Here is a 25,073-nt window from a genome sequence, read left to right on the forward strand (position 1 = left end):
TCAGGCGACCAGGGAGACCTGCTGGCCCGCGGGGGTCTCGCCGTAGCGGTCGACGACCTTGTTCAGCTGGAGCTGGTAGTAGAGGACACCGAAGCCGAGGATGCCGAGGATGAAGCCGACGCCGCCGCTGCAGGTGGGCTGGAGGCCGGCGGCGCGCTGGGCCTGGGAGATGCGGCCGGCGAGCTTCACCCACATGACCAGCGGCCAGATGCCGAGGGTGATGAAGCCGAAGAGCATCGACAGCAGCGCGTTGGTGGCCGCGTTGTCGATGCGCCGGTCGTACTCGTGCAGCTCGTTGTGGACCTTGAAGAACCAGACGAGGCCGTAGATGCCGAAGGTGATGATCGGCAGGCCGAGCCAGGCGCCGACCGGGTTGCGGCGCTTCATGTTGGCGCCGGCGCCGCGCGCGACGGGGCCGCCCTGCTGCTGTTGCTGGGCGGGCGCGTAGCCGCCCTGGTAGGCCTGCTGCTGTTGCTGCTGCTGGTGTGGCTGGCCCTGGCCCTGCTGGGGGTAGCTCATTGAGTATCGCTCCTGAAGGACGCGGTCGTTCTCCGGCCGACCGTCCGTTACCGTTCACCCGTTCGGTGAGCCAAGACTGTAACGGCATCCGCGCACGTGGCGCGCGAGGATCACGGACTTTCTCGGCATTAGTGCCGAATTCTCCAGAGAACGGCTGATCAGCGCAACTCGATCGTCACCTCGTCCTCGACCGGCGGCGCCGTCTCGTGGTCGCCGCAGCCGGTCGCCGCGTGGCAGCGGATCCGCAGGCGCGACTCGGTGACGTCCAGGCGCAGGAAGCTCTTGAAGAACGGCGGGTCGTCCCAGTCGGCCAGCTCGGAGCGGAAGCGCTGCGGCACCTTGCGCACGGGGAACCGCAGGTACCGGGAACGGCGCCGGCCGTCGCGCGGCACGCCCAGGAGCGCGGCGACGAAGCGGGCTCGGCGGGACGGCTCGGGCTTGCCGTAGCCGCGGCCCGCCGTGATCCCCAGGCGGTGCTCGACGGCGGCGGTCGCCTCCTCCGGGGTGAGCTCGAAGAGCCTGCGGAGGCGCAGCCACCGGCCGTACAGCCTGCTGTAGCGGGAGAGGGAGTCGCCGCGCAGCGGGTAGCAGCGGAAGTCGTCCTCGGCCACGGCGCGCGTCCTCGGGATGGTGTGGGTCGCGTGCATGAACGCGCCCCCGGCGCCGGACACGATGTACTCGATCGTCCGCCCGTCCTCGGTCGTCACCGGGTAGCGCTGGTAGTTGTGGACGTCGCCGCCGATCGCCGCGACGTAGTGGTGCGCCGGGTCCCGGACGATCTCGTCGACCGTCCCGCCGCCCTCGATCCGCCCCGGACGATGATCATCGTCCACATAGAGGGGCTTTCCGGTCACGAGCAGCTTGGGTTTCGGACCTGCGGACACCTCGCGGAGCCAGCGGCCCTGGTCGCGGTCGACGACGCCCGTGATCCCCGTGTCGATGGCGATCACGCGCAGCGACGGCGTGTCGATCGCCCAGTACGGCCCCGGCTGGACGGACCGCTGCCCCGGCGCGCCCCGGTACCGGCGGCGGGCCTCCGCGAGCGCGTCCCGGTCGACGTCTCCGGGGCTGCGCCACAGCAGGCGCGGGAGGAACGAGAGCGGGCCGCGCCAGGGCGGCGGCGTGCAGTCGGCGTCCAGGTCGCAGAAGACGTGGAGGAAGCCGCGCAGGCCGTCGTACCAGTCGTGGTTGCCGGGGACGGCGTAGATGGGGGCCTGGTAGTCCTTGTAGGGGCGGAAGAACTTGTCCGGGTACTGGGCCGCGTCGCCCGTCGGGTAGATCACGTCGCTGGCGAGGATCATGAAGTCGGTGTCGCCGGCGGCGTGCAGCAGCGGCGGCACCACCGCGTACTGCGACCGGTCGCCCTCGCCGGTGTCGCCGAGCAGGACGAACGAGAACTCGGGGTCGGCGCGGTGGACGGTGAACGCGGCCGGCGTCCCGCGCTCGCCCAGGGCGGCCACGCAGCGGCGGCGGATGGCGTTGGACGGGTCGCCGAACCAGCGCGCGAGCACGTCGTTGCGGGAGTGCCACAGCACCTTCGGACGGCGCCAGGAGAAGTCGGTGACGCGCTCGGGGAGCAGGTCGTTGAACGTCCCGGGCTTCCCGCAGGCCCACCCGGCGCCCGCCTCGGAGTCGCGCGAACTCTCGGGACCGGGAGATTCCTCGGCAGACACAGAGCGCCTCCGGCAGCGTGAGGGGGTCCTCACAGCCTGTCCGGGCGCGATTCCGGCCGTCAAGCGAACTCACCGTGACGCGGTGGCCCTTTCTGGACGCGTCCCGGCTCCGCGGACTATGCGCGGGCCGGAAGCGTGGTGGACACCGGCGCCACCCCCAGAGACGCCGGCGCCACCACGTCACGGGCGTCCGCGGTCATCATGAGTCCCCCCAGAACGGCGATCAGTCGCCTTCCCATGATGTCTCCACAGACAACCCCAAGGTCCCTAAGCGGGACGTAACTGACGCTACCCGAGGGGCCGTAATGCAGACGTAAATCGACCCAAACTTCGGGCCAAGTCCAGGGAAGGCCCACACGGCCGTCCGGCTAACCGTGAGCCCTGGTCAGGGCGCCAGGACGCGGAGGGCGCCGGGCATCACGCGGGCCGTGACGGGCAGCACGCCGGGCAGCTCGCCGTCCGCGCCGTACGGGAGCGTCCGGCCGGGCGGGCCCGCCAGCTCGATCCGCACCTCCTCGCCCCGCATGACCTCCACCTCGGGACGCCGCACGTGCGTGCCGGCCTCCAGCTCCCGCATGACGGCGAAGAAGAGCCGCTTGGGCGCCGTCCGGATGAGGATCACGTCGAGGAGGCCGTCGTCCACGCGCGCGTCCGGGGCGATGTGCTTGCCGAACCCGTAGTAGCCGGAGTTCGCGGCGACGACCGTGTAGCCCTGCCGCTCGCGCGTCTCGCCGTCCACCGTGATCAGGTAGTCGGCGGCCCGCCACGAGACGATCGCGCGCAGGGCGCCGAAGTAGTAGGCGGCCGAGCCGCGCAGCAGCCGGGTCTTGTTGGCGTTGTCGTTGGCGACCGCGTCCACGCCCGCGTAGACGCTGCCGAGGACTGCCGTCCCGTTGGCGTCGATCGCGTCCACGGCGCGCGGCTCGCCCTCCAGCAGCAGCTTGGCCAGCTCCTCCGGGTCGGACGGGACGCCGAGCTGCCGCGCGAAGTCGTTGCCGCGCCCGGCGGGGACGATGCCGAAGAGCGCGCCGGTCCCGGCGAGGGCGCCGCCGACGCAGCCGGCCATGCCGTCGCCGCCGACGCCGAGCACGACGCGCCCGCTCTCCGCCGCGGCGCGGGCGACGTCCGCGGCGTGCTCCAGGCCGCGGCTGTACTCCACGGCGACCTCGGCGCCCGCCTCGCGCAGCAGCCGGGCCGGCGCGATCAGCGAGGACGCGGACGCGGAGCCCCCCGCCGCCGGGTTGACGATGGCGGTGAACGCACGTGCCTCAGCCATGCGGTTGCTCTCCTGTGCTCGGCGGGATCAGGACGCCCGGGTTCATGATCCCGGACGGGTCGACCCGGTCCTTGACGGCGCGGAGCACCGCCGCGCCGAGCGGCCCGATCTCCCGCGCGTACTCGCCCCGATGGTCGGTCCCCACCCCGTGATGATGGCTGATCGTGCCGCCCGCGTCGATGATCGCGTCACCGGCGGCGCGCTTGGCCCGCGCCCAGTGCCCGGCCGGGTCCTCGCCCTGCGCGGACACGACGGTGAAGTACAGCGACGCGCCGGACGGGTACACGTGCGAGATATGGCACATCACCAGCGGCGGCGTCCCGGCGTCGGTGAGGGCGCCGGTCAGCGCGTCGCGGACGGCGTCGTAGAGCGCGGGGACGTCCGTCCAGAAGGCCGCGGTCTCCAGCGTCTCGGCGAACGCGCCGGCGTCCAGGAGCGAGTCGCGCAGGTAGGGCGCGTCGAAGCGGCCGTGCTCCCATTTCTCGCCCGGCCCGGCGCCGAGCGGTTCGCCGCCCGCGGCGCGCAGCACGTCCGCCGCGCCCGCGCGCAGTTCGGCGACGCGCTCGGGAGTCCCCTCGAAGCCGAGCACGGCCAGGGACCCGGCGGATGCCCCCGCCCCGATCTCGGACGGGTCGGCCAGCCCCACCATGGTCTCGGTCTCGTCGGAGAGTCGTAGCACGGTGGGCATCGGGCCGTCCTGGGCGAGCCGCCGCAGCGCCGCCGCGCCCTCTCCGAACGACGCGAAACGCCAGCCCTCGTACGCCTTCGCCTCCGCGACGGGACGGATCCGGACGGTCACCGACGTGATCACCCCGAACGCGCCCTCCGAGCCGAGGACGAGCTGCCGCAGATCGGGCCCGGCGGCGGACTTCGGCGCCCGGCCGAGTTCCAGGGCCCCCTCCGGCGTCGCGGCGGTCAGCGCGACGACCATGTCGTCGAACCGCCCGTACCCGGCGGACGCCTGCCCGCTGGACCGCGCCGCCGCGAACCCGCCGATCGACGCCCACTCGTACGACTGCGGGAAGTGCCCGAGCGTGTATCCGCGCTCCGCCAGCGCCGCCTCGGCGTCGGGCGCCCGCAGGCCGGGCTGGAGGACGGCCGTCCGCGACACGTCGTCGATCGACACGACGGCGTCCATGCGGCGCAGGTCGAGGGCTATGAACGCGTCCGCCCCGCCGGGTGCGAGGCCGCCGACGACCGAGGTGCCGCCGCCGAACGGGACCACCGCGATCCGCAGTTCGGCGCAGGCCCGCAGGACGGCGAGGACCTCGTCGTGCGTGCCGGGCAGGACGACCGCGTCCGGCGCGTCGAAGGCGTCCCCGGCGCGGATGCGCAGCAGGTCCGTCGTGGACTTGCCGCGCGTGTGCCGGACGCGCGACTCGGCGTCGGCCCGGACGTTGCGGTCGCCGACGATCCGGGCGAGCGCGGTCAGGCCGTCCGCCGCGAGCCGGGTCTCGGGGACCTCGACGTCCGCCAGCGCGACCGGCGGCGCCTCGGCGGGCCGGACGCCGAGCAGGTCGCGCAGCAGCGCCACCACCGGCTCCGGCAGCGGCGCGGCCCGGCCGGGGTCGCCCCAGCCGCTCCACAGCATGTCCCGCACCCCGCGCCTCCCCAGGTCGACGACTTTGTGCTTACACTGTGACACATGACGTCGAATCGTCACAACAGACAGGCCGGGCGGACCGCCGACGACGCGGTCCTCGACGCGGCCCGCGAATGCGTGCTGGCCGTCGGCGTGCGCCGGACGACGCTCACCGACATCGCCCGCCGCGCGGGCGTGTCGCGGATGACGCTGTACCGCCGCTGGCCGGACGTCCGCACGATCGTCGCCGACCTGATGACCCGCGAATGGGTCGGGCTCTCGCTGCAGCCGCCCGACGACGGCCGCCCCGTCCGGCCCCGGTTCGTGGCCGGCCTGGTCACCGGCGTGCGGACGTTCCGCGACCACCCGCTGCTCCGCAAGATCATCGAGGTGGACCCGGAGCTGCTGCTCCCCTACGTCGTGGACCGCTGCGGCGCGAGCCAGCTGGTGTTCCTGGGCCAGTTCGAGGAGACGCTCAGGGCGGGCCACGCCGACGGGACGATCCGCCGCGACCATCCGGCCCGGCAGGCGCGGTCGGTGCTGCTGATCGTCCAGTCCTACGTGCTGTCGGCCCCGACGATGATCGACGAGGCCGACGCGGGCCTCGGCTCCGACGCCTTCGACGCAGACCTGCACCACGTCCTGGAAAGGATGCTCGCGCCATGAAAGCCACCGATGCCTTTCTCGGGGGGCGTGGGGGGTCGTCCCCCCACAAGGAACCCGCCCCGCGGACGTCGCTCAACGCGGCGCGCAGGGAACGCGAGCTCGCCGCACTGCCCGACGAGGTCGTGGACGTGCTCGTCATCGGCCTCGGCGCGACCGGGGCGGGAGCCGCGCTGGACGCCGCGTCCCGGGGCCTGTCCGTCGCCGCGATCGACGCCCACGACCTGGCGTTCGGCACGTCCCGGTGGAGCTCCAAGCTGATCCACGGCGGGCTGCGCTACCTGGCGGCCGGGCAGGTGGACGTGGCGCACGAGAGCGCGGTCGAGCGAGGGGTTCTGATGCGGCACACCGCGCCGCATCTCGTCCGGGCGCTGCCGTTCGTCACGCCGCTGACGCCGCTCGTGCCCCGCTCGCGGGGCATCGCCACCCTGGCCGCCTACCACGCGGGGGACGCGCTGCGGCTCGCCGCGCGCACCCCGCGCTCGGTGCTGCCGGGCCCGCGCCACCTGTCGGCGGTCGAGACGCTCCGGCTCGCGCCCGTGCTGCGCCCGTACGGGCTGCGCGGCGGGCTGCTGTCGTGGGACGGCCAGCTCGCCGACGACGCGCGCCTCGTCACCGCGATCGCCAGGACCGCCGCCGGGCACGGCGTCCGCGTCCTCACCCGCTGCCGCGCGCTCTCGGTCGCCGGGGACGGGGCACGGGTCCGGGACGAGCTGACCGGCCGGGAGCTCACCGTCCGGGCGCGCTCGGTGATCAACGCGACCGGGGTCTGGGCGGGCGGCCTGGTGGACGGGGTGCGGCTGCGCCCCTCGCGCGGCACCCACATCGTGGTGCGGGCGGAGACGCTGCGCGGGCTGACCGCCGGGATGCAGATCGCCGTCCCTGGCACGTCCAGCCGGTTCCTGCTGGTGATGCCGCAGGGCGACGGCCGCGTCTACGTCGGCCTGACCGACGAGCCCGCCGACGGCCCGATCCCGGACGTCCCGGAGCCGACGGACGGCGAGATCGGCTTCCTGCTGGACATGCTCGGCTCGGCGCTGGACGTCCCCGTCCGCCGCGCGGACGTGATCGGCGCGTTCGCCGGGCTCCGCCCCCTCCTGGACGCCGACCACGGCAAGGCCACCACCGACATCTCCCGCCGCCATGCCGTGCTGACCTCGCGTGACGGCGTCGTCACGATCGTCGGCGGCAAGCTCACCACCTACCGGCGGATGGCGCAGGACGCCGTCGACGCCGCCCTTCGAGTCCGCGGGCTCGATGCGGGGCCGAGCCGCACCGCCCGCCTCCCGCTCGTCGGCGCGGCGGCGCGCGAGCGGCTGGACGCGCTCGACGACCCGCGCCGGCTCGTCCAGCGGTACGGGGTCGAGGCGCCGCTGCTGACCGCGCTCGCCGAGGACGACCCCGCCCTGCTGGAGCCTGTCGTGCCGGGCCTGCCGGTGCTCGGCGTGGAGCTGGCGTGGGCGGTGCGGCACGAGGGCGCACTCGACGCCGCCGACGTCCTCGACCGCCGCACCAGGATCGGGCTGGTCGCGTCCGACCGGGAGGCCGCGCGCCCGGCCGCGGAGGCGCTGCTGCCCCGCACCGCCCTGCGCTGAGCGTTCAACTGGAGGACCCCGTTGGTTTCGCCGCGGCGGATTAGGTTAACCTTACCTAATTGAGCAGAGGTCAACGGGGGGTACTGTGACGCGCGGCAACGGCTGCGAGCACTGTCCGGGGAGCCACAGCGGCAAGCGGCCGTGCCTGGCGAGCGCCACCGAGAAGGCGGGCGCCTGGCTGCTGGTCGAGCACCCCGGGCCCTGGCCGGAGCGCGTCGAGGACCTCGCCCGGCCCGCGCCGGTCGCCGAGGCGGTGCGCGCCGCGAAGCGGGCGGGCGTCAGGCCCCAGCTGATCCGCCGTACCGGACGCCGCCGCGCCACCCCGCCCCTCCAGGTCTACGCCGCGTACTCCCGCGGGAACGAGGTCTGGGCCGAAGCCCGCGAACTGGACGACCCCGCCGAACTGGCATCGCTCGACCTCGACGCCCTGGCCGCCGGACGATCCCCGGGCCTCGGGGAACGCATGGCGGAGCCGGTCTTCCTGGTCTGCACGCACGGGCGCCGCAACGTCTGCTGCGCCCGCACCGGAGCGCCCCTGGCCCGGACGCTCGCCGCCCGCTTCGGCGGCCTCGTCTGGGAGACCACGCACGTCGGCGGCGACCGCTTCGCCGCCAACCTCGTGTGCCTCCCCCACGGGCTCTGCTACGGCAACCTCGGCGAGCCCGAGGCCGTGACGGCGGCGGACGCCTACCTGCGGGGCGAGGTCGTCCTCGACCGGCTGCGCGGCCGCGCCGGCGTGCCCGAGCCCGAGCAGGCCGCCGAGCACTTCGTCCGGGCGCACGCGGGACGGCTCGGGCTGGCCGACGTGACGGGCGTCTCGGTACGGGCCGTCGCGGGAACAACCAGGCACGAGGCCGTCGTTCATCTTCGGGAGAGCCGTTACCACATCGTCGTGGAGGCCGTACGGCAGTCCGCCCCATGTGGGCCGGACTGTGAGGAGAACCTGAGAACCTACGTTGTTAGGGAACTCACCCTTCTCAACGAGGCGGCCCTCGTGTAATCTCTCTGAGGCCCCATTCGTGGGTCTCCCTGTCGCACGTCCCCAGGTTTCCGGAGTAACCGGACGGGGAACAGAGCGGCAACTCCAGACGTTGGACCATTCGGCGCTTCTTGACTTCATGTCGCCTGAAGCATGTCGAGCGTCCCATGTCCTGAAATTGTTCGAACCAATCAAGGTGGGTGTTCCATGGCTCAGGTACGTCGGCAGGCAAACCTCCCTCGTCCCAGCTGGGGCTGGCAGGACGCCGCGGCGTGCCGGGGGGAAGACCTCGTCCTCTTCTTCGGTCCCGACGGTGAGCGTCAGCCCGAGCGGGAGATCCGCGAGCGCAAGGCGAAGCAGATCTGCATGGGCTGCCCCGTCCGCACGGAGTGCCTGGACTACGCGGTTTCCAGGCCCGAGAAGTACGGCACGTGGGGCGGTCTGAACGAAGACGAGCGCGCGTCCGAGCGCCGTCGCCGGATGCGCCGCGCCAACGCCGCGTAGTCAGCCGGCAAGGCCAGTTCGCAGGCCACCACAACGCTCCCATCGCGAACCCCGGCACGCCACCGAGAAAACGACACGGCCCCGCCCCGCGGGGCCGTTTGCGTGTCCGGACCCCGTTCCCCCCGAACCGGGCGCGGCGGCTTCGTCACATGTGCGTCACATCTGCGTCACAACGGCCTCGACTTTCCACGGAACCGCGCTTTTACCGCAACGTCGCCCCCGGTGTGGCCATTTCACGGAAATCCGCCACACCCATTTTCTCCCGCCCCCGCCTCGCCCCGGGCCTCAGCCCGCCCCGGCCTCGCCGGAGTCTCAGCCCGTCGTCCCGGCCTCCGCCGCCCGGTCCAGCCAGGCGATCACGTCGTCGTCGGTGAGCTGGTCGAAGTCGCGGTACCACTGCCCGACCGCGCGGAACTCCCACGGCGCGGCCGGCACGACCATGTCGTCCACCTCGGACTCCAGGTCGCGGACGGTCTCCGCGGCGCCCACCGGCACCGCCAGGACCAGCCGGGACGGCCCGCGCTCGCGCAGCGCCCGGACGGCGGCGCGTGCGGTCCCGCCGGTGGCGAGGCCGTCGTCCACGACGATCACCGGCCGCCCGGAGGTCTCCGGCAGCGGCCGCCCGCGCCGGTAGGCCGCCACCCGGCGGTCCAGCTCGGCGCGCTCGGCCGCCACGGTCGCGGCCAGGTCGCCCTCGCGGAGCCCGAGCCGCTGCAGCAGCTCGCCGTCGAACACCGGCGCGCCGCCCTCGGCGATCGCCCCGACCCCGAGCTCCGGCTGCGGCGGGTATCCGATCTTGCGGGTCACCAGGACGTCGAGCCGGGACCCGAGCCGTCGCGCGATCTCGTGCCCGACGGGGACGCCGCCCCGCGGAAGCGCCAGCACGGCGGCGCCGTCCAGCCCCAGCGGGACGAGCCGCTCGGCGAGCACCCGGCCCGCCTCCGTGCGGTCGGCGTAGGGGAGCCGGACGGTCTCGGCCTGCCGGACGTCGTCACGGTCGTGTGCGGGTCTCTTCCAGGACATCGGCGCACCCCCTTCCGGGGTCACCCCTACCCACTCCCGCGGCCGTTACAGGCGCGTACACGGCCCTATACGGGCATATATGCCCAGATGGACGCCCGGCCGATCGTCAGGCGCCGGCAAGCCAGCGCAGCGGGTTGCCGCGGAGGACGGCGTCGAGGGTCGCCTCGTCCGCGCCGGCGGCGCGGAGCGCGGGCAGGAACGTGTCGAAGAGGTAGCCGAAGCCCCCGCCGCCGTACCGGGTGATCTGCGTCATCCGGGACACGCCGGTGCTCAGCAGCACCCGGGACGCGTGCCCGGCCTCCAGCAGGTCCATCACGCAGCGGACGCGGGCGCCGATCGCCGTGCGGTCGTCCCCGGCGAGGCCGAGCGTCCCGAACGACACGTACGCGCCCGACTCGGCGATCTTGCGGTGCTGGCCGGGGTCGTCCACCCGGTCCTGCTGGCCGACGGCGACGCGGCCCGGGGACAGCCCCGCGCCCGTCAGGATCTCCAGCTGCGCGAGGCCCGCGCGGCCGTAGGTCGCGACCGACAGCCCCGAGTAGCGGGCGGCCCGCGCGGCGGCGCGCAGGCACAGCTCCTCCGCCTCCGTCGGCGCCTCGCCCCACGTCCCGATCTCGCCGATGACGCCGGGCAGCGAGTTGGTCCCGTCCATGCCGAAGCCGACCTCGGCGAGGAGCCGCTCGGCGAGCCGCTCGACGCCCGTCCGCCCGTCCGGCGCCTCCCCGGCCTGCAGGGCCTCGCGGACGAACGACGGGTGGAACGGCTCGGTGAACACCCCCGTCCCGGCGACGACCGCGACCCGCGCCCCGGCGCTGATCCGGGCGAGCGCGGCGGCGTTGCGCCCCATGCCGGAGCACGTCAGGTCGACGACGAGGCCGAGGCCGTGCTCCCGGCGCAGGGCGGCGAGCTCCCGCTGGACGCCCTTCTCCTCGTCCAGCCACCGGCCCGGGTCGGACTCCACGAGCCGCGGGCGCGCGGGCCAGCGCAGGTCAAGCTGCAGGTGCTCATGGGACAGCACCGGCCCGGTGATCTCGGACGTCGGGATCGTGCCGGTCACGGTGCGGAGCCGACCGGTGTCCTGTCGGGGGGTCATGTCACGCGAGGCTACGACATGTTTGACCTTTTCAAGACCCTAATGGGCCCTGTTTTTACCTTCGGCGGCCTCGGCGTCCGACTCCCGGCCGGCCTCGGGTTCGGGCTCGGGTTCGGGCTCGGGTTCGGGCTCGGGTTCGGCCTCCGCGTCGGCGTCCCCGTCGGCATCGCCGTTGGCGTCCTTCGCGGCCTTGGCCGCCAGCTCCGCCCGCGCCCGCGCGGTGATCTCGCTCGGCCACAGCCGGTCGATCTCGGCGTTCAGCGTCGCCCCGATCAGCACCGCGAGCGCCGCGACGTACAGCCAGGCCAGCACCGCGATCGCGGCGGCCAGGGACCCGTACACCGACACGCCGCTCAGCGAGCCGGCGAGGTAGATCCGGAGCGTGATGCTGCCGACGATCCAGATCAGCAGCGCGAGCGCCGCGCCCGGCACCGCCCGCGACCAGGCCGTCCGCACCGGGACGCTCACGTGGTACAGCGTCGCCAGGAAGACGATCGACAGGCTCACCACGACCGGCCAGTACAGCAGCTGGACGGCCTCGGCGCTCTCCGGCAGCGCCTGCCGCACCAGCGTGGGCCCGGCCACCAGCAGCGGGATGGCGATCAGCAGGAGCAGCAGGCCGATCAGGTAGAGGAAGAACGCGCGCAGCCGGGTGCGGATCACGCCGCGGATGCCGGACAGCCCGTACGCGATCGTGATCGTGTCGACGTAGACGTTCGTGGCCCGCGAGCCCGCCCACAGCGAGATCAGGAAGCTGACCGACACGATGTCGGCCCCGCCGCCCTTGATCACATCGTTGAGCAGCGGCTCGACGGCGGTCTCCACCGCCGGGCCGGTCAGGACCTGCTGGGAGTGCTCGATCACCCAGGCGCGGATGTCGGAGACGGTCTCGGGCCCGATCGTGCCGCGGAAGTGGCCCATCGTGCCGATCAGCCCGATGACCAGCGGCGGCAGCGACAGCAGCGCGAAGAACGCGGCCTCGGCGGCCAGGCCGGTCACCCGGTAGCGGAACGCGCCCACCGCGGTGCCCTTGATCAGCGTCCAGCCGACCCGCCCGAACGCCCCCACACCCGCCCCGGCACGGGTGCGCAGGCGAGAACGATCGCGCTCCCCGTCGCGGCCGCCGGAATCCGGGCCGCCGGGGGCGGACTCGGAGTCGGAGTCCCCGGCCGGGGAGACGCCCGCGGCGTCGGAGACGGTGGTCACACGACCCCACCGTAGAGCGTTACGCGTCCGGAACACATCTCTCTGCTCATACCCGCTTTGACGGCGGAGAACGATGTCCAACGCCACGATCGGGTTCCGGCCGCCGGCGGCGACAGGGCACTTGCCTGAATGGACGATACTGAAAGACATGATCTGCCAGTCGTGCCGGGAACGCCGTCACCAGGAGTGCCGCGGCGGGTCCTGGTGCGACTGCCAGCACCGGCCGACTCTCTCGCCGCCCGATGACGAGCGGCGAGAGAACAAGGCCGATGCGGTCCCACCGGCAGAGCCTCCGCTGAACTGGAGGCGACAGGGTTGACCTCTTCTCCCGACCCGAGAGACGGGAAAACCAGTGGTCGCCCACTGGAGTTCCTGCTTCACCGCCGAGCGCCCGAGGGAGATGATCTCTCCTCCAGGTCTTACCTCAGCTCCACAGGCGTTTCACCTCTCCACCGGCCCGGCGGCGAGGCAACTCCTTACGCTCCGTATTTTAGCGCAGCGGACGGTGATCCGTCCGGGGATCGGCGGTCGGGGATGACGCATCTCACCCGGCCGCGTGCCGGACGTAACTGGACAGCCCGCGAGAGCGCGTGTCAAAGTGCAGGTATGACTGCCGCGGACCCGTTGCTGGCCAAGCGCCGGCACGTCGACTTCCTCCGCGTCCGCAGCGCGATCTGTCGGTGACGCTCCGACCACGCCCCAGCTCAGCCGGGCGCGTGGTGCATCGGCGTCACCGTTGAACCCACCCAGCTCAGCGTCGAGCCGGCTGCCTACGACTGCCGGTGCGCTACGCGTCCCTCACACCACAGATGAGGACGCGCGCCGTGCCACCCGCGATCAAGCGCAAAAAGGCCGAGGGCCAGTGGGCCCTGGGCTACCACGAACCTCTCAACAAGAACGAAGAGAACAAGAAGAACGATGACGGGCTGAACGTCCGCCGCCGCATCATCGACATCTACTCCAAGACCGGCTTCGACTCGATCGACCCCGCGGACCTGCGGGGCCGGTTCCGCTGGATGGGCCTGTACACGCAGCGCAAGCCCGGCATCGACGGCGGCAAGACCGGGGCGCTGGAGGACGAGGAGCTCGAAGACCGCTACTTCATGATGCGGGTGCGGATCGACGGCGGGCAGCTGAGCGGACCGCAGCTCCGCACGATCGCGGACGTCTCCACCCGGTACGCCCGCGGCACCGCCGACATCACCGACCGGCAGAACGTCCAGCTGCACTGGGTGCGGATCGAGGACGTCCCGGCGATCTGGGAGGCGCTCGAAGCGGTCGGGCTGCACACGATGGAGGCGTGCGGGGACGTCCCGCGCGTCATCATCGGCTGCCCGCTCGCCGGGATCGCGGCCGACGAGGTCATCGACGCGACGCCGCAGCTCCGCGACATCCACGACAGGTACATCGGCTCCCCGGAGTTCTCCAACCTGCCGCGCAAGTTCAAGACGGCGATGTCGGGCTGCACGGCGCACTGCACCGTCCACGAGATCAACGACATCGCGTTCGTCGGCATGGTGAACGAGGCCGGCGAGACCGGGTACCAGCTGTTCGTCGGCGGCGGGCTGTCCACGAACCCGATGTTCGCGCAGAGCCTCGGCGTGTTCGTCAAGCCCGCGCAGACCGCCGAGGTGTGGCACGGCGTCACCTCGATCTTCCGCGACTACGGGTACCGGCGGCTGCGCAGCCGCGCGCGGCTGAAGTTCCTGCTGAAGGACTGGGGCGCCGAGAAGTTCCGGGAGGTGCTGGAGAAGGAGTACCTCGGGTACGCGCTGCCCGACGGTCCCGAGCCGGCCGCCCCGCTCCCCCGCCGCGACCACGTCGGCGTCCACCCGCAGCGGGACGGCGGCTTCTACGTCGGGTTCGCGCCGCGCGTCGGCCGGGTGAGCGGCGAGATGCTCGGCGTCATCGGCGGCCTCGCCGACCGCTACGGCTCCGGCCGGGTGCGGACGACCAACGAGCAGAAGATCGTCATCCTGGACGTCCCGGAGGAGAACACCGAGGCGCTCGTCGAGGAGCTGGCGAAGCACGACCTGCAGGCGCGTCCGTCCACGTTCCGCAGGCAGACGATGGCGTGCACGGGCATCGAGTACTGCAAGCTCGCGATCGTCGACACCAAGCAGCGGTCGATGGACCTGATCGACGAGCTGGAGAAGCGGCTCCCGGACTTCGACCAGCCGCTGACCGTCAACGTCAACGGCTGCCCGAACGCGTGCGCCCGCATCCAGGTCGCCGACATCGGCCTGAAGGGTCAGCTCGTCGTGGACGAGAACGGCGACCAGGTCGAGGGCTTCCAGATCCACCTCGGCGGGCAGCTCGGCGCGTCGTTCGGCAAGAAGGTCCGCGGGCTGAAGACCACCTCGGCCGGGCTGACCGACTACATCGAGAGGGTCGTCCGCAGGTTCGACGAGCAGCGCACGGACGGCGAGACGTTCGCCGCCTGGGTGCACCGCGCCGACGAGACGGACCTCAAATGACGAGCGGCGGGGGCGAGCGGATGGCGCCGTTCTACTGCCCCTACTGCGGTGAGGAGAACCTCGAACCGCGCGAAGAGCACGGGTCCTGGTTCTGCCCCGACTGCGTTCGTTCCTTCACGTTGAAGTTCCTCGGTGTCGGAGCTCCCCGCACCACGAGCAAGGAGATCCCTCGGTGACGCTTCTGGAGACCGACAGACCGACCCTTGACCTCGAAGACATCGTCGAGTCGGCCGCCGCGGCGCTGGAGGGCGCGCCCACGCTGGAGGTGATCCGCTGGGCCGTCGCGACGTTCGGCGACCGCATCTGCCTCACGTCGTCCATGTCGGACGCGGCGCTGATCCACCTGGTGTCGAAGGTGAAGCCGGGCATCGACGTGCTGTTCGTCGACACCGGCTACCACTTCGCCGAGACGGTCGGGACGCGGGACGCCGTCGAGGCCGTCTACCCGGTGAACGTCATCAACGTCACCCCGTCCCGGACGGTTGAGGAGCAGGAGGCCGCGCTCGGCCCGCGGCTGTTCGGCCGCAACCCCGACCTGTGCTGCCACCTGCGCAAGGTCGAGCCGCTCGGCCGTGCGCTGGAGGGCTACATGGCGTGGTTCAGCGGCATCCGCCGGGACGAGACCGCGAGCCGCCGCGACCGGCGGGTCGTCGAGTGGGACCGCAAGCGCGGCATGGTCAAGGTCAACCCGATCCTGACCTGGACGCAGGAGGAGATGGACAACTACATCGAGGACAACGGGGTGCTCGTCAACCCGCTGCACTACGACGGCTACCCCTCGATCGGCTGCGCGCCGTGCACCCGTCCGGTCGCGCCCGGCGAAGACCCGCGCAGCGGCCGCTGGGCCGGGATGGGCAAGACGGAATGCGGCATCCACCTGTGAGTTCCATGAGTCCTGCGAGCCTCGTGCACCCCGCGGGCCGTCCGATGGTGGCGGTGGCGCACGGCAGCCGCGACCCGCGCGCCGCGGCGACCGTCGCGCGCCTGCTGGACGCCGTCCGGGCCCGCCGCCCGGACGTGCCCGTGCACGCCTCGTTCCTGGACCACGCGGCGCCCGCGCCCGACCGCGTCCTGGACGGCCTCGCCCGGGACGGGGCCGGAGCCGCGGTCGTGCTGCCGCTGCTGCTCACGGCCGCCTACCACAGCAAGACCGACATCCCGGGCGTGCTGAACCGGGTGCGCGGCCTGCACCCGCGGCTGCGCCTCCGCACCGCCGGCACGCTCGGCCCGCACCCGCTCCTCATGGACGCGCTGGAGCGCCGCCTGTCCGACGCGGGCGTCGTCCCCGGCGACCCGGACACGGCCGTCGTGCTGGTCTCGGCGGGGTCCAGCGACGGGTCCGCGAACGCCACCATCGCGCGGCTGGCGCGCGAGTGGCGGGCGCGGGGCTGGCGCGACGTGGTCCCGGCGTACGCGTCGGCGGCCCGGCCGACTCCGGCCGAGGCGGTCGCGGCGCTGCTCGGCGCGGGCGCTCCCCGGGTGGCCGTCGCGTCGTACTTCCTGGCGCCGGGCTACTTCGCCGACAAGGTCCGGGCGGAGTCCCTCGCCGCCGGGGCCGCCGCGGTCTCGCCGGTGCTGGGCGCGGCGCCGGAGGTCGCCGATCTGATCGTCCGCCGCTACGACGAGGCCCTGGAGACGTCCCGCGCGGCCGCCGCCGTCTGACGAGGCGTCGTAGCCTGACGAGGCACACCGGGCCTCGGCGCGCTTGCTCCGCCGAGGCCCGGCACTTCCGTACGGCCGATGAAGCCCTGGTCAGCCGCCCGGCGGCGGCGAGCCGTCGTGGGTCATGGGCGGGGCCACCAGGACGATCCGCATCACGTCGTCGGGCGCCTCGGTGATCCGGCCGACGCGGGCGAGGTGGTCGACGACCTCCTGCACCTTGTCGTAGGACGCGGTGGAGCGGCTGTTGTAGAGGGCGCCGGCGAGCTCCTCGTAGTCGTACTGGGTGATCGCGACGCCCCTGCCGAGGACGAAGCAGATCAGCTCGCCGTCGAGCATCTGCCACCAGTCGGCGGCGAGGCCGTCCACCACGGTCCCGTTGTTGCCGAGCGAGACCGCCACCGGCGTGTCGCCGCTCAGGAACACCGGCACCTGCCGCGTCAGGCGCGTCAGGAAGGCCCTGATCCGGCTCCAGGGGAACTTCTTGCCCGACTTGCTGGGCGCGTCCTGGCTCTTGTCCCGGACGGCGTGCACGGCGTCCCTGATGAGCTGGTCGGCCGTCCGGGACTTCTCCCCGACGAGCCGTTCGAGCTCGCGGTAGATGTCCTGGCGCAATTCCTGGAACGGCCCCATGTTGTTCTGCCTCAGCACGTCCACGCACAGGTGCGAAAGCGAACGGGTCTCGTGGCCGGCCGCGGGGGCGGGCGCGGGCGGCGCGGAAGGGGCGGAGGAATCCGAGGGGGAAACGGGGGACGACGGGGCGAGCCGCGAATACCCGGCGGCGGTGAGGGCGATCTGCGGATTGTTGTCCCCGGTGCCGGTGGGGACGACGGCCACCAGGCCGCGCTCCTCGGCCAGGGAGACCAGCGTGGACATGAACTTCGGCCGGGCGGTGAACGTCCCGGCCTGCTTGCGGAATCGGGGGTCGCGCGCGGAGAGGTGCTTTCGCAGGTCGGTCATCCGCGACTGCCCGGACGACGCGCCGATCGCGTGGACCAGCGTGTTGACGGCGTCCTCGCGTTTCATCCAGTCGTCGTCCCAGTCGAGGCGCTCGCCGCCGGTCGTGGGGGGCGCGAAGGTGCCCAGATGGATGAATTCGACGCCGCCGTGAATGGTGTCGAGCATCTCCACGACGCTCTTCACGCTCCCCCGGAACGACGCCACCGAGATCTCGACGCCGGATTCGTGCGCCTTCCCGACCCGCTCGTGGACGGCGGCCGTGACGGCCGCGTCGTCGACCGTCCCGGGGAGTTCGGTCCAGATATGGCCGTCGGTCCCGTCCGGCCTGGCCTGGCCCGGCACCACGATGTGTTCGACCGTCGTGGGGGGCGGTCCGTCATGGGCGGCGTTGAACGCCTCCAGTATCGCGCCCTCGGTTCCCGCATGCGCGCGCGTCAGATCAATGAGCCTGTACATCTCGTCCTCCGTTTACGCTGGGGACCTCATCATCGAAGAGTGAGGTCCCCAGCGGAAGTAAGTGAGCGGGCCGCCAGTTGGCTAGCCCCGCTTAAGGAGGGCCCACTTCAGGAAAGCCCCGACGCTCACGCCCAGCAGCAGACCCACGGTCTGCGCGGGAAAGATCGTCGCTATCAAGGCTGTTCCGGTGAGCACCACCGCACAGATCAGGAACTCGGTCTCTCGGTCCATCATCGCCTCTAACGTGTCGTTCTCGGGCGACTCGAACTGGGACGGCGACTTCCTGTTGGACTTCGACTTCAGACGAGAACTGTGAAATTGGGAGACTGCGACATCGACTTGCGACTGAAGACTGATGACTGGAGAAACTCAAGACTGGGACTCAGGACTGCGACTGCTCGACTGCGACTGCAGGACTCGGACGCGGACTGGTCAACTCAGACTGGGGAGGCAGCGCGAACGCTGCCGCAAGCCGATTGTACCTTCAGGGCGGTCTCAGCGCCACCCGCTCGTGCGCGGGCATCGGCCGCCGGTCAGGTGCGGTCGCGCCACCAGGACGCGATGGCGCGCCGGACGGGGGCGTGGTGCGCGTCGTCGACGATCTTGACGTCGCCCATCACGGCGTGCGCGGTGACGTGGACGACGGGGACGCGGGCGCCGGGGAGCGGGTCGCGGACGGCGACCTTGCGGGCGCCGAGGAAGTTGTGGCCGGTCACCTCGACCCGGACGCCGTCCGGCACGATGATCTTGATGTCGCCCATCACGGCGTGCGCGGTGACGCTGACCTCGCCGGCGGGGACCTGGGCGCCGCGCAGGTCGAGCTCGACGTCGCCCATCACCGAGACGGCCTCCAGCGGGCCGTCGATGCGGCCGACGATGCGTTCCTTGCAGTCGCCCATGATGGCGCTGAACTTGCGCTTGACCTGGAGCGGCGCAGGGTTGGCGCCGGGCGCGCCCATGCCGGGCAGGTCGGCGGTGATGTCCTCCAGGTCGCCGCGGGTGACGGCGGCGTAGGCGGCCTCGGTCCGCTCGGTGAGCTCCTCGAAGGTGAGCCGTCCCTCGACGGAGGCGATCCGCAGCCGCTCGACGACGGCCTCCCGCTCGGCGTCGGACGCGCGTATCGCCTCGGGCGACGGGGTCGCCTCGGGCACGCGGACCGCGCCGGGAGCCGCCGTGATCTCCTCACCGGACTCGGCGGCGGGCCGGTCGGGGTGCAGGTCCTGCCGCCCGTCCCGCGGGCGGCCCGGGGACGGCCGATCCGGCTGCGGACTGGACTGACTCATGATTCCGAAGGTATGCCCCCGGTGACCGTGGGCAATCCGCCGCGCGGACGAGATCGCCCCACCACTTCAGGAGGATGGACGCCGGACCAGCCTACCGGCATGATCGATCCCTGCCCGAACGGGGTTCTGTATCGTGCGTGACAAGGGCGTGAACGCCAGGCACGGGAGGGACGTTGGGAGTGGCAGGGTGACGCACGAGGTGGTCAATCAGGTTCCCCCGCTCGCCGGGCACGACGTGTCCGACGACGCCGTCCTGCTGGACGGGCTGGCGCGGGAGGGCGCCGGGTGGGCGGAGGCCGAGGTGCGCGAGCTCGGCCGGCTCGCGAGCGCCGGGCGGGCGCAGGAGCTGGGACGTCTCGCGAACGAGCACCCGCCCGTCCTGCGCACCCATGACCGGTACGGGAACCGGGTCGACGAGGTCGAGTTCCATCCGGCGTGGCACGAGCTGATGACGGTCGCGGTGACGCACGGGCTGCACGGCTCGGCGTGGACCGATCCACGCGAGGGCGCGCACGTCGCGCGGGCCGCCAAGTTCTACACCTGGCGGGTGGACGCGGGCCACGGCTGCCCCGTCTCGATGACGTACGCGGCCGTCCCGGCGCTGCGGCGGTCGCCCGAGCTGGCCGCGCGGTACGAGCCACTGCTGGCCAGGCGGGAGTACGACTTCGGCCTGCGCGCGCCGCTCACGAAGAACGCGCTGCTCGCCGGGATGTCGATGACGGAGAAGCAGGGCGGGTCGGACGTCCGCGCCAACTCCACGCAGGCCGCGCCCCAGCCGGACGGGACGTACCGGCTCACCGGCCACAAGTGGTTCACGAGCGCGCCGATGTGCGACGTGTTCCTGACGCTGGCGCAGGCGCCGGACGGGCTGACGTGCTTCCTCGTCCCCCGCGTCCTGCCGGACGGGGCGCTGAACCCGATGCGGCTGATGCGGCTCAAGGACAAGCTCGGCAACAGGTCCAACGCGTCCGCCGAGGTGGAGTACGAGAACGCGGTCGCGTGGCGGGTCGGGGACGAGGGCCTGGGGGTCCGCACGATCATCGAGATGGTGAACATGACCCGGCTGGACTGCGTGATCGGCGCGGCGTCCGGGATGCGGCACGGCGTGACGGCCGCCGTCCACCACGCGGCGCACCGCAGGGCGTTCGGGAAGTACCTGATCGACCAGCCGCTGATGCGCAACGTCCTCGCCGACCTCGCGATCGAGTCGGAGGCGGCCACGATCACGATGCTGCGGCTCGCGGGCGCCACCGACCGGTCGGTGCGCGGCGACGAGGCCGAGACGGCGTTCAAGCGGCTGGGGCTGGCGGCGAGCAAGTACTGGATCTGCAAGCGGTGGCCCGGGCACGCCGCCGAGGCGCTCGAATGCCTGGGCGGCAACGGCTACGTGGAGGAGTCGGGCATGCCGCGCCTGTTCCGCGAGTCGCCGCTGAACTCGATCTGGGAGGGCTCGGGCAACGTCGCCGCGCTGGACGTGCTGCGCGCCATGGCGAAGGAGCCGCAGGCGGTCGAGGCGCTGTTCGCGGAGATCGAGGCGGCGTCCGGCGGCGACGCGCGGCTGGACGCGGCCGTCCGGGACGTGAAGGACGCGCTCGCCGACACCGCGACGATCGAGGTCAGGGCGCGCCGGATCGTCGAGCGGCTGGCGCTCACGCTGCAGGGATCGCTGCTGGTCAGGCACGGTCACCCGGCCGTCGCGGACGCCTTCTGCGCGACGCGCCTGGCGGGCGACCACGGCGGCGCGTACGGCACCCTGCCCGCGGGCGTCGACTTCGGCGCGGTCATCGAGCGGGCGATCCCGAAGCCGTCCGGCGGAGGAGCCGGTCGAGGGTGACGGCGGCCAGGATGAGCAGGCCCTCGATCACCTGCTTGTAGGTGGGGTCCCAGCCGAGCAGGTTGAACCCGTTGGAGACGAGCGTCAGGATCAGCACCCCGGCGAGGCAGCGCCACACGGCGCCCTCGCCGCCGAGGATGCTCGTCCCGCCGATGACGACCGCGGCGATCGCGGTCAGTTCGAGGAGGGAGCCGAGGCCGGCCTGGGCGGAGCCGGCGCGGGTCGCCATGACGAGCCCGGCCGTCCCGGCGCAGGCGCCGCTGACGGCGAACACGGCGACCCGGACGGGCGCGATCCTGACCCCCGACAGCCGCGCTGCCTCGGCGTTGCCGCCGACGGCGTAGACGGCCCGTCCGAACGTCGTCGCGGCGAGCAGCACCCAGCAGGCGGCGGCGACGCCCGCGAGCACCAGCGTCGGGACGGTGATCCCGCCGAGCACGGTCGGCAGGCTCAGCGCCTGGAACGCGTCGAGCTGCCCCGCGTGCGGGTAGACGATGGCGCCTCCGGTGATCACGACCGCGAGGCCCCGGTAGACGATGCTGAGCGCCAGCGTCGCGATGAAGGAGTGCACGCGCGACAGCGCGACGACGAGCCCGGTGACGATGCCCATCAGCGTGCCGGTCGCGACGCCCGCCGCGTATCCGGCGGGCACCCCGGCGGACTGGGTGACCAGGACGGCGACGACCGCGCTGACCGCCAGCACGGCGCTCACCGACAGGTCGAACACGCCGCAGACGATGCACAGCGTCATGCCGCACGCCAGCAGGCCGACGACCACGGCCTGGTCGAGGACGTTGACCAGGTTTCCCTTGGTGAGGAACGTGCTGGTCGACAGGGACAGCGCGACGGCGAGACCCGCGAGTGCAACGACGATCCCGTGATCGCGGACGGCCGCGTACCTCATCGCAGGCCCGCCGCCGCGAGGACGTCCTCGGCGCTCGCGCCCCTTGGAAACTCGCCTGCGACGCTGCCGTCCCGCATCACCAGGACGCGGTGCGCCAGCCCGAGCACCTCCTCGACCTCCGAGGACGCCATGAGCACGGCCACGCCCCGCGCGGCCAGACCGGCGATCAGCCGGTGGATCTGGACCTTGGCGGCCACGTCGACGCCGCGGGTCGGCTCGTCCACCAGCAGGACGCGCGGCGACCGGACGAGCCACTTGCCGAACACCGACTTCTGCTGGTTGCCGCCGGACAGCGTCCATGCGGGGCGGTCGAGCCCCGCGCCCCGGATGCCGAGCGTTTCGGCCGCGTCTCCCACGGCGCGGCTTTCGGCGCGGCGCCGCACGAACCCGAGGCGGCGCCGTTCCGGCAGGCTGGCCAGCGCCAGGTTCTCGGCGGCGGACCGGACGAGGACGAGCCCCTGGTCGCCCCGCGACTCCGGCACCAGCCCGGCGCCGAGCGCCATCGCGGCCGACGGCCCCTTCCCGGTGACCCGGCGGTCCATGATCGTCACCTCGCCGCCGTCCGGGCGGTCGGCGCCGAAGACGAGCCGCAGCGTCTCCGTCCGGCCGCTGCCGACGAGCCCGGCCAGCCCGACGATCTCCCCCGCCCGCACGTCCAGGCTGACGCCGCGCACCGCGGTCCCGCGCGACAGCCCGCGCACCGCCAGCACCACGGGCGCGCCGTCCGGGACGGGCGCGGGCTCGGGATACAGCGTCTCGACGGGACGTCCGACCATCGCCCGCAGGAGGTCGGGGGCCGTCAGGTCGGCGGCGGGCGCGGTGGTGACGTGCCGCCCGTCCCGCAGGACGGTGACCGTGTCGCAGGAGTCGAGGACCTCCCCCAGCCGGTGCGAGATGAGCACGACAGCGATGCCGTCGCGCTCGGCGAGGTCGCGGGCCAGGCGGAGCAGGCGCTCGGCGGCGGGCGCGGGCAGCAGCGCGGTCGGCTCGTCGAGGGCGATCAGGCGCGCGCCGCGGGCCAGGGCGCGCAGGATCTCGACCTGCTGGCGGTGCACGAGCGGCAGGTCGCCCGCGCGGGCGGACGGGTCCAGCGCGAACCCCGTCCGGTCGAGGAGGGCGGCGAGGCGGCGGCGGTCCCCCGCCGGGTCGCGCAGGCCGCGCCGGGCCGTCCTCGCGCCGAGGAAGACGTTGTCGGCGACGCTGAGGCCGGGGACGATCGCGCCTTCCTGCGTGACGAGCGCGAACCCGTGCCGCAGCGCGTCGCGCGGTGAGCGGAGGGCGGCGGGCTCGCCGTCCACGGCGACGCGGCCGGAGTCGGCCCGCACGACGCCGCACAGGACGCGCGCGAGCGTGCTCTTCCCCGCGCCGTTCTCGCCGACGAGGCCGTGCACGCGCCCGCCGCGCAGGGTCAGCGAGACGTCGTGCAGGACGGTGATCCCGCCGTAGCCCTTGCGGATGCCTTCGAGCGCGACGTCCACGCCGCCGCCCACCCCGCTACTCGTCGTACTCGCCGGTGACCCCGGACGAGACGATCAGGTCCTTGGTGAGCGTTCCCCCGTTCGGCGCGAGGGACGAGATCTCGGTCGACGCCGGGACGCCCTTGCCGCTCGCCTTCGCCAGGCCCAGCTCGGCGGCCTTCGCCCCGGCGGTCCGGACCGGCAGGTACGGGATGCCGAACCAGCGGCCCTCGCGGACGGCGGTCACCGCCTGCCGCGACGCGCCGTTGCCGACGTACAGGACGTCCTTGCCCTTCGCGACGCCCTCGGCGCCGAACAGGGCCTGCGACGACCCGATGACGACGTCGACGTCGGGATGGGCCTGGAGCAGGTCCTGCATCGCCTTGCGGCCGGAGTCGCGGGTGTAGCCGCCCTCGATCTGCGCGACGACCTCCACGTCCTTCTCGGCCTTCAGCGAGTCGACGACCGCCTTCGTGCGCGCGTTGTCGAGCGGCAGCGTCTTCAGGCCCTCCAGGTAGGCGACCTTGCAGGGCTTGGCCTTGCTCGCCTGGCAGGCGCCGACGCCCAGGACGCCGAGCTGCCTGCCGTTCTGCACCGGGACGTCCACCAGCGAGATCACGCCCGGCACCTGCGGCTCGGCGGTGTCGTAGCGCGTCCCGACCGGCGTGAACTGGACGACGACCGCGATCCCGCTCCGGACGGCCTGCCGCACGGCGGGCACGACGGCGGTCCCGTCGTTGGCCTGCAGCACGAACACGCCGAACCGCTTGGACGTGATCGCGTCCTGGAGCTGGCGGAGCTGCGTCTGCGCGTCGAAGCCGGAGTCGAAGAACTCCGCCTTCCCGCCCTCCTTCGCCGCCTGTTCCTTCACGCCCTCGAAGGTGGCCTGCGAGAACGAGTTGGCCTTCGCGAACCCGAAGAACGCGATGCTCTTGGCGTCCCCGGCCCCGGACGAGCCGGAGCCGCCGTCGTCGGAATCAGTGCACGCCGCGAGCGCGAGGACGAGACCCGCCGCGACGACCGCTCCCAGCCTTTTCACGGTTTCCGCCCCACTCCCACGTAGAACCATTCCCCGCCGGGACGTTCCCGGTCCAGGTCACCTTCGGGACGCCATTCGTTGACCACGGTCACGCCCGGTTCCAGCACCTCGAACCCGTCGAAGAACCTGGAGATCGCGGCGTGGCCGCGGTGGATCAGGGGCGCGGTGGCGGCGTCGTAGACCTCCCTGGCCGCCGCGCCCACGTCCGGGTGGGCGTCGTCGGTCAGATGCGACACGATCAGGTGGCTGCCCGGCGCCATCCGCTCGGCGAACGCCCGGACGACGCCCCACGGGTCCTCGTCGTCGGTCAGGCAGTGCAGGACGGCGACGAACAGCACCGCGACCGGCTCCGAGAAGTCGATCAGCCCCAGCACCTCGGGGTGGTCGAGGATCTCGCGCGGCTTTCGGACGTCCTCCCGGACGACGGCCGTGGTCGCGTCGATGGCCTTGAGCGCGCGGGCGTGGGCCAGCACGACCGGGTCGTAGTCGACGTAGACGACGCGCGCGCCGGGGGCCTCCCGCTGGGCGACCTCGTGCACGTTCTCCTGGGTCGGCAGGCCGGTGCCGAGGTCGAGGAACTGCCTGATCCCGTCCCGGGCCGCGAGCCGGACGGCGCGGCCGAGGAACCGGCGGTTGGCGACGCAGATGTCCCTGCTCGGCCCCAGCGCCATGATCTTCTCGGCGGCCTCCCGGTCGGCCGGGTAGTTGTCCTTGCCGCCCAGGTAGTAGTCGTACATCCGGGCGGCGTTGGGAGTGTCCACGTCGAAGTCGTACGGCGTGAATTCCTCTTCCGCCACCAATGCCCCTTACACGGTGATTGTCAGCTGACAAGCGCCGAGTATGGACCGCGGAGATCGCAAAGGCATAACCGAGCGATGATCATCTGGATTT

The 25,073-nt window shown here is 72.8% G+C and carries 23 protein-coding genes; 10 read left to right on the top strand and 13 right to left on the bottom strand.

Annotated elements, in window-relative coordinates; genetic code table 11:
* The 4 genes from ACH35V_RS32225 to ACH35V_RS32240 all read right to left on the bottom strand — a co-directional run bounded on the left by ACH35V_RS32225 (window position 1) and on the right by ACH35V_RS32240 (window position 5,059).
* Window positions 1-519: a DUF4234 domain-containing protein gene (locus ACH35V_RS32225; protein WP_395978214.1), complete on the bottom strand. Its 519-nt coding sequence runs from the start codon at window positions 517-519 to the stop codon at window positions 1-3.
* Between the two features lie 158 nt (window positions 520-677).
* A complete protein-coding gene (locus ACH35V_RS32230) occupies window positions 678-2,192 on the bottom strand; it encodes a metallophosphoesterase family protein (protein ID WP_395978216.1) in 1,515 nt (504 codons plus the stop codon).
* A gap of 385 nt (window positions 2,193-2,577) precedes the next feature.
* Window positions 2,578-3,468, bottom strand: a complete 891-nt coding sequence (locus tag ACH35V_RS32235) for a diacylglycerol/lipid kinase family protein (RefSeq protein WP_395978218.1) — start codon at window positions 3,466-3,468, stop codon at window positions 2,578-2,580.
* On the bottom strand, window positions 3,461-5,059 hold the full coding sequence (locus ACH35V_RS32240; RefSeq protein WP_395978298.1) for an FAD-binding oxidoreductase: 1,599 nt from the start codon (window positions 5,057-5,059) through the stop codon (window positions 3,461-3,463). Before ACH35V_RS32240 ends, ACH35V_RS32235 begins: the two co-directional genes overlap by 8 nt.
* A 54-nt stretch (window positions 5,060-5,113) precedes the next feature.
* Between ACH35V_RS32240 and ACH35V_RS32245 the strand changes: the two genes are divergently transcribed.
* The 4 genes from ACH35V_RS32245 to ACH35V_RS32260 all read left to right on the top strand — a co-directional run bounded on the left by ACH35V_RS32245 (window position 5,114) and on the right by ACH35V_RS32260 (window position 8,791).
* Window positions 5,114-5,716, top strand: a complete 603-nt coding sequence (locus tag ACH35V_RS32245; RefSeq protein ID WP_395978220.1) for a TetR/AcrR family transcriptional regulator — start codon at window positions 5,114-5,116, stop codon at window positions 5,714-5,716.
* A complete protein-coding gene (locus ACH35V_RS32250) occupies window positions 5,713-7,308 on the top strand; it encodes a glycerol-3-phosphate dehydrogenase/oxidase (protein WP_395978222.1) in 1,596 nt (531 codons plus the stop codon). Before ACH35V_RS32245 ends, ACH35V_RS32250 begins: the two co-directional genes overlap by 4 nt.
* An 85-nt stretch (window positions 7,309-7,393) precedes the next feature.
* Entirely contained in the window at window positions 7,394-8,308 is a 915-nt protein-coding gene (locus ACH35V_RS32255; protein ID WP_395978224.1) for a sucrase ferredoxin, read from the top strand.
* A 186-nt stretch (window positions 8,309-8,494) separates the two neighbouring features.
* Window positions 8,495-8,791 carry a WhiB family transcriptional regulator gene (locus ACH35V_RS32260; RefSeq protein ID WP_021600082.1) on the top strand — a complete coding sequence of 99 codons (297 nt, stop codon included), beginning with the start codon at window positions 8,495-8,497 and terminating at the stop codon, window positions 8,789-8,791.
* 312 nt (window positions 8,792-9,103) lie between these two features.
* Here ACH35V_RS32260 and ACH35V_RS32265 read toward each other — a convergent pair whose 3' ends face one another.
* From ACH35V_RS32265 to ACH35V_RS32275, 3 genes are all read right to left on the bottom strand, one after another.
* Window positions 9,104-9,814: a phosphoribosyltransferase gene (locus tag ACH35V_RS32265; RefSeq protein WP_395978226.1), complete on the bottom strand. Its 711-nt coding sequence runs from the start codon at window positions 9,812-9,814 to the stop codon at window positions 9,104-9,106.
* Between the two features lie 106 nt (window positions 9,815-9,920).
* On the bottom strand, window positions 9,921-10,907 hold the full coding sequence (locus ACH35V_RS32270) for a phosphotriesterase (protein WP_395978228.1): 987 nt from the start codon (window positions 10,905-10,907) through the stop codon (window positions 9,921-9,923).
* Between the two features lie 39 nt (window positions 10,908-10,946).
* Complete coding sequence (locus ACH35V_RS32275; RefSeq protein WP_395978230.1) at window positions 10,947-12,113, bottom strand: YihY/virulence factor BrkB family protein; 1,167 nt, start codon at window positions 12,111-12,113, stop codon at window positions 10,947-10,949.
* 809 nt (window positions 12,114-12,922) lie between these two features.
* Between ACH35V_RS32275 and ACH35V_RS32280 the strand changes: the two genes are divergently transcribed.
* The 4 genes from ACH35V_RS32280 to ACH35V_RS32295 are packed head-to-tail and all read left to right on the top strand — an operon-like array spanning window position 12,923 to window position 16,252.
* On the top strand, window positions 12,923-14,590 hold the full coding sequence (locus ACH35V_RS32280; protein WP_395978232.1) for a nitrite/sulfite reductase: 1,668 nt from the start codon (window positions 12,923-12,925) through the stop codon (window positions 14,588-14,590).
* Window positions 14,587-14,766: an Insertion element protein gene (locus ACH35V_RS32285; RefSeq protein WP_395978234.1), complete on the top strand. Its 180-nt coding sequence runs from the start codon at window positions 14,587-14,589 to the stop codon at window positions 14,764-14,766. The genes ACH35V_RS32280 and ACH35V_RS32285 overlap by 4 nt, the downstream gene beginning before the upstream one ends.
* Complete coding sequence (locus ACH35V_RS32290) at window positions 14,763-15,473, top strand: phosphoadenylyl-sulfate reductase (RefSeq protein ID WP_395978236.1); 711 nt, start codon at window positions 14,763-14,765, stop codon at window positions 15,471-15,473. The genes ACH35V_RS32285 and ACH35V_RS32290 overlap by 4 nt, the downstream gene beginning before the upstream one ends.
* Window positions 15,474-15,478: 5 nt before the next feature.
* Window positions 15,479-16,252, top strand: a complete 774-nt coding sequence (locus ACH35V_RS32295; RefSeq protein ID WP_395978238.1) for a sirohydrochlorin chelatase — start codon at window positions 15,479-15,481, stop codon at window positions 16,250-16,252.
* Window positions 16,253-16,342: 90 nt separating this feature from the next.
* Here the strand turns inward: ACH35V_RS32295 and ACH35V_RS32300 are convergent, their stop codons facing one another.
* Window positions 16,343-17,665: a hypothetical protein gene (locus ACH35V_RS32300; protein ID WP_395978240.1), complete on the bottom strand. Its 1,323-nt coding sequence runs from the start codon at window positions 17,663-17,665 to the stop codon at window positions 16,343-16,345.
* Window positions 17,666-17,852: 187 nt separating this feature from the next.
* On the opposite strand from ACH35V_RS32300, the gene ACH35V_RS32305 reads away from it, so the two are divergent.
* On the top strand, window positions 17,853-17,981 hold the full coding sequence (locus ACH35V_RS32305; protein WP_395978242.1) for a hypothetical protein: 129 nt from the start codon (window positions 17,853-17,855) through the stop codon (window positions 17,979-17,981).
* 217 nt (window positions 17,982-18,198) lie between these two features.
* Here the strand turns inward: ACH35V_RS32305 and ACH35V_RS32310 are convergent, their stop codons facing one another.
* On the bottom strand, window positions 18,199-18,948 hold the full coding sequence (locus tag ACH35V_RS32310) for a DUF1707 domain-containing protein (protein ID WP_395978244.1): 750 nt from the start codon (window positions 18,946-18,948) through the stop codon (window positions 18,199-18,201).
* A 187-nt stretch (window positions 18,949-19,135) separates the two neighbouring features.
* Here ACH35V_RS32310 and ACH35V_RS32315 point away from each other — a divergent pair, with 187 nt between their 5' ends.
* Window positions 19,136-20,782: an acyl-CoA dehydrogenase family protein gene (locus ACH35V_RS32315; protein WP_395978246.1), complete on the top strand. Its 1,647-nt coding sequence runs from the start codon at window positions 19,136-19,138 to the stop codon at window positions 20,780-20,782.
* Here the strand turns inward: ACH35V_RS32315 and ACH35V_RS32320 are convergent.
* From ACH35V_RS32320 to ACH35V_RS32335, 4 genes are read right to left on the bottom strand one after another with little or no spacing between them, the layout of a single operon-like run.
* Complete coding sequence (locus ACH35V_RS32320) at window positions 20,730-21,686, bottom strand: ABC transporter permease (protein ID WP_395978248.1); 957 nt, start codon at window positions 21,684-21,686, stop codon at window positions 20,730-20,732. The two genes, ACH35V_RS32315 and ACH35V_RS32320, sit on opposite strands and share 53 nt — an antisense overlap.
* The gene (locus ACH35V_RS32325; protein ID WP_395978250.1) at window positions 21,683-23,176 is read right to left on the bottom strand and encodes a sugar ABC transporter ATP-binding protein; all 1,494 of its coding nucleotides are present in this window, start codon (window positions 23,174-23,176) and stop codon (window positions 21,683-21,685) included. Before ACH35V_RS32325 ends, ACH35V_RS32320 begins: the two co-directional genes overlap by 4 nt.
* Before the next feature lie 4 nt (window positions 23,177-23,180).
* On the bottom strand, window positions 23,181-24,182 hold the full coding sequence (locus ACH35V_RS32330; RefSeq protein WP_395978252.1) for a sugar ABC transporter substrate-binding protein: 1,002 nt from the start codon (window positions 24,180-24,182) through the stop codon (window positions 23,181-23,183).
* Complete coding sequence (locus ACH35V_RS32335; RefSeq protein WP_395978254.1) at window positions 24,179-24,979, bottom strand: SAM-dependent methyltransferase; 801 nt, start codon at window positions 24,977-24,979, stop codon at window positions 24,179-24,181. The genes ACH35V_RS32330 and ACH35V_RS32335 overlap by 4 nt, the downstream gene beginning before the upstream one ends.
* Window positions 24,980-25,073 lie beyond the last annotated feature (94 nt).

This window comes from Actinomadura sp. 1N219 (assembly GCF_044326405.1).
In the GTDB taxonomy this organism is placed as follows: Bacteria; Actinomycetota; Actinomycetes; order Streptosporangiales; family Streptosporangiaceae; genus Spirillospora.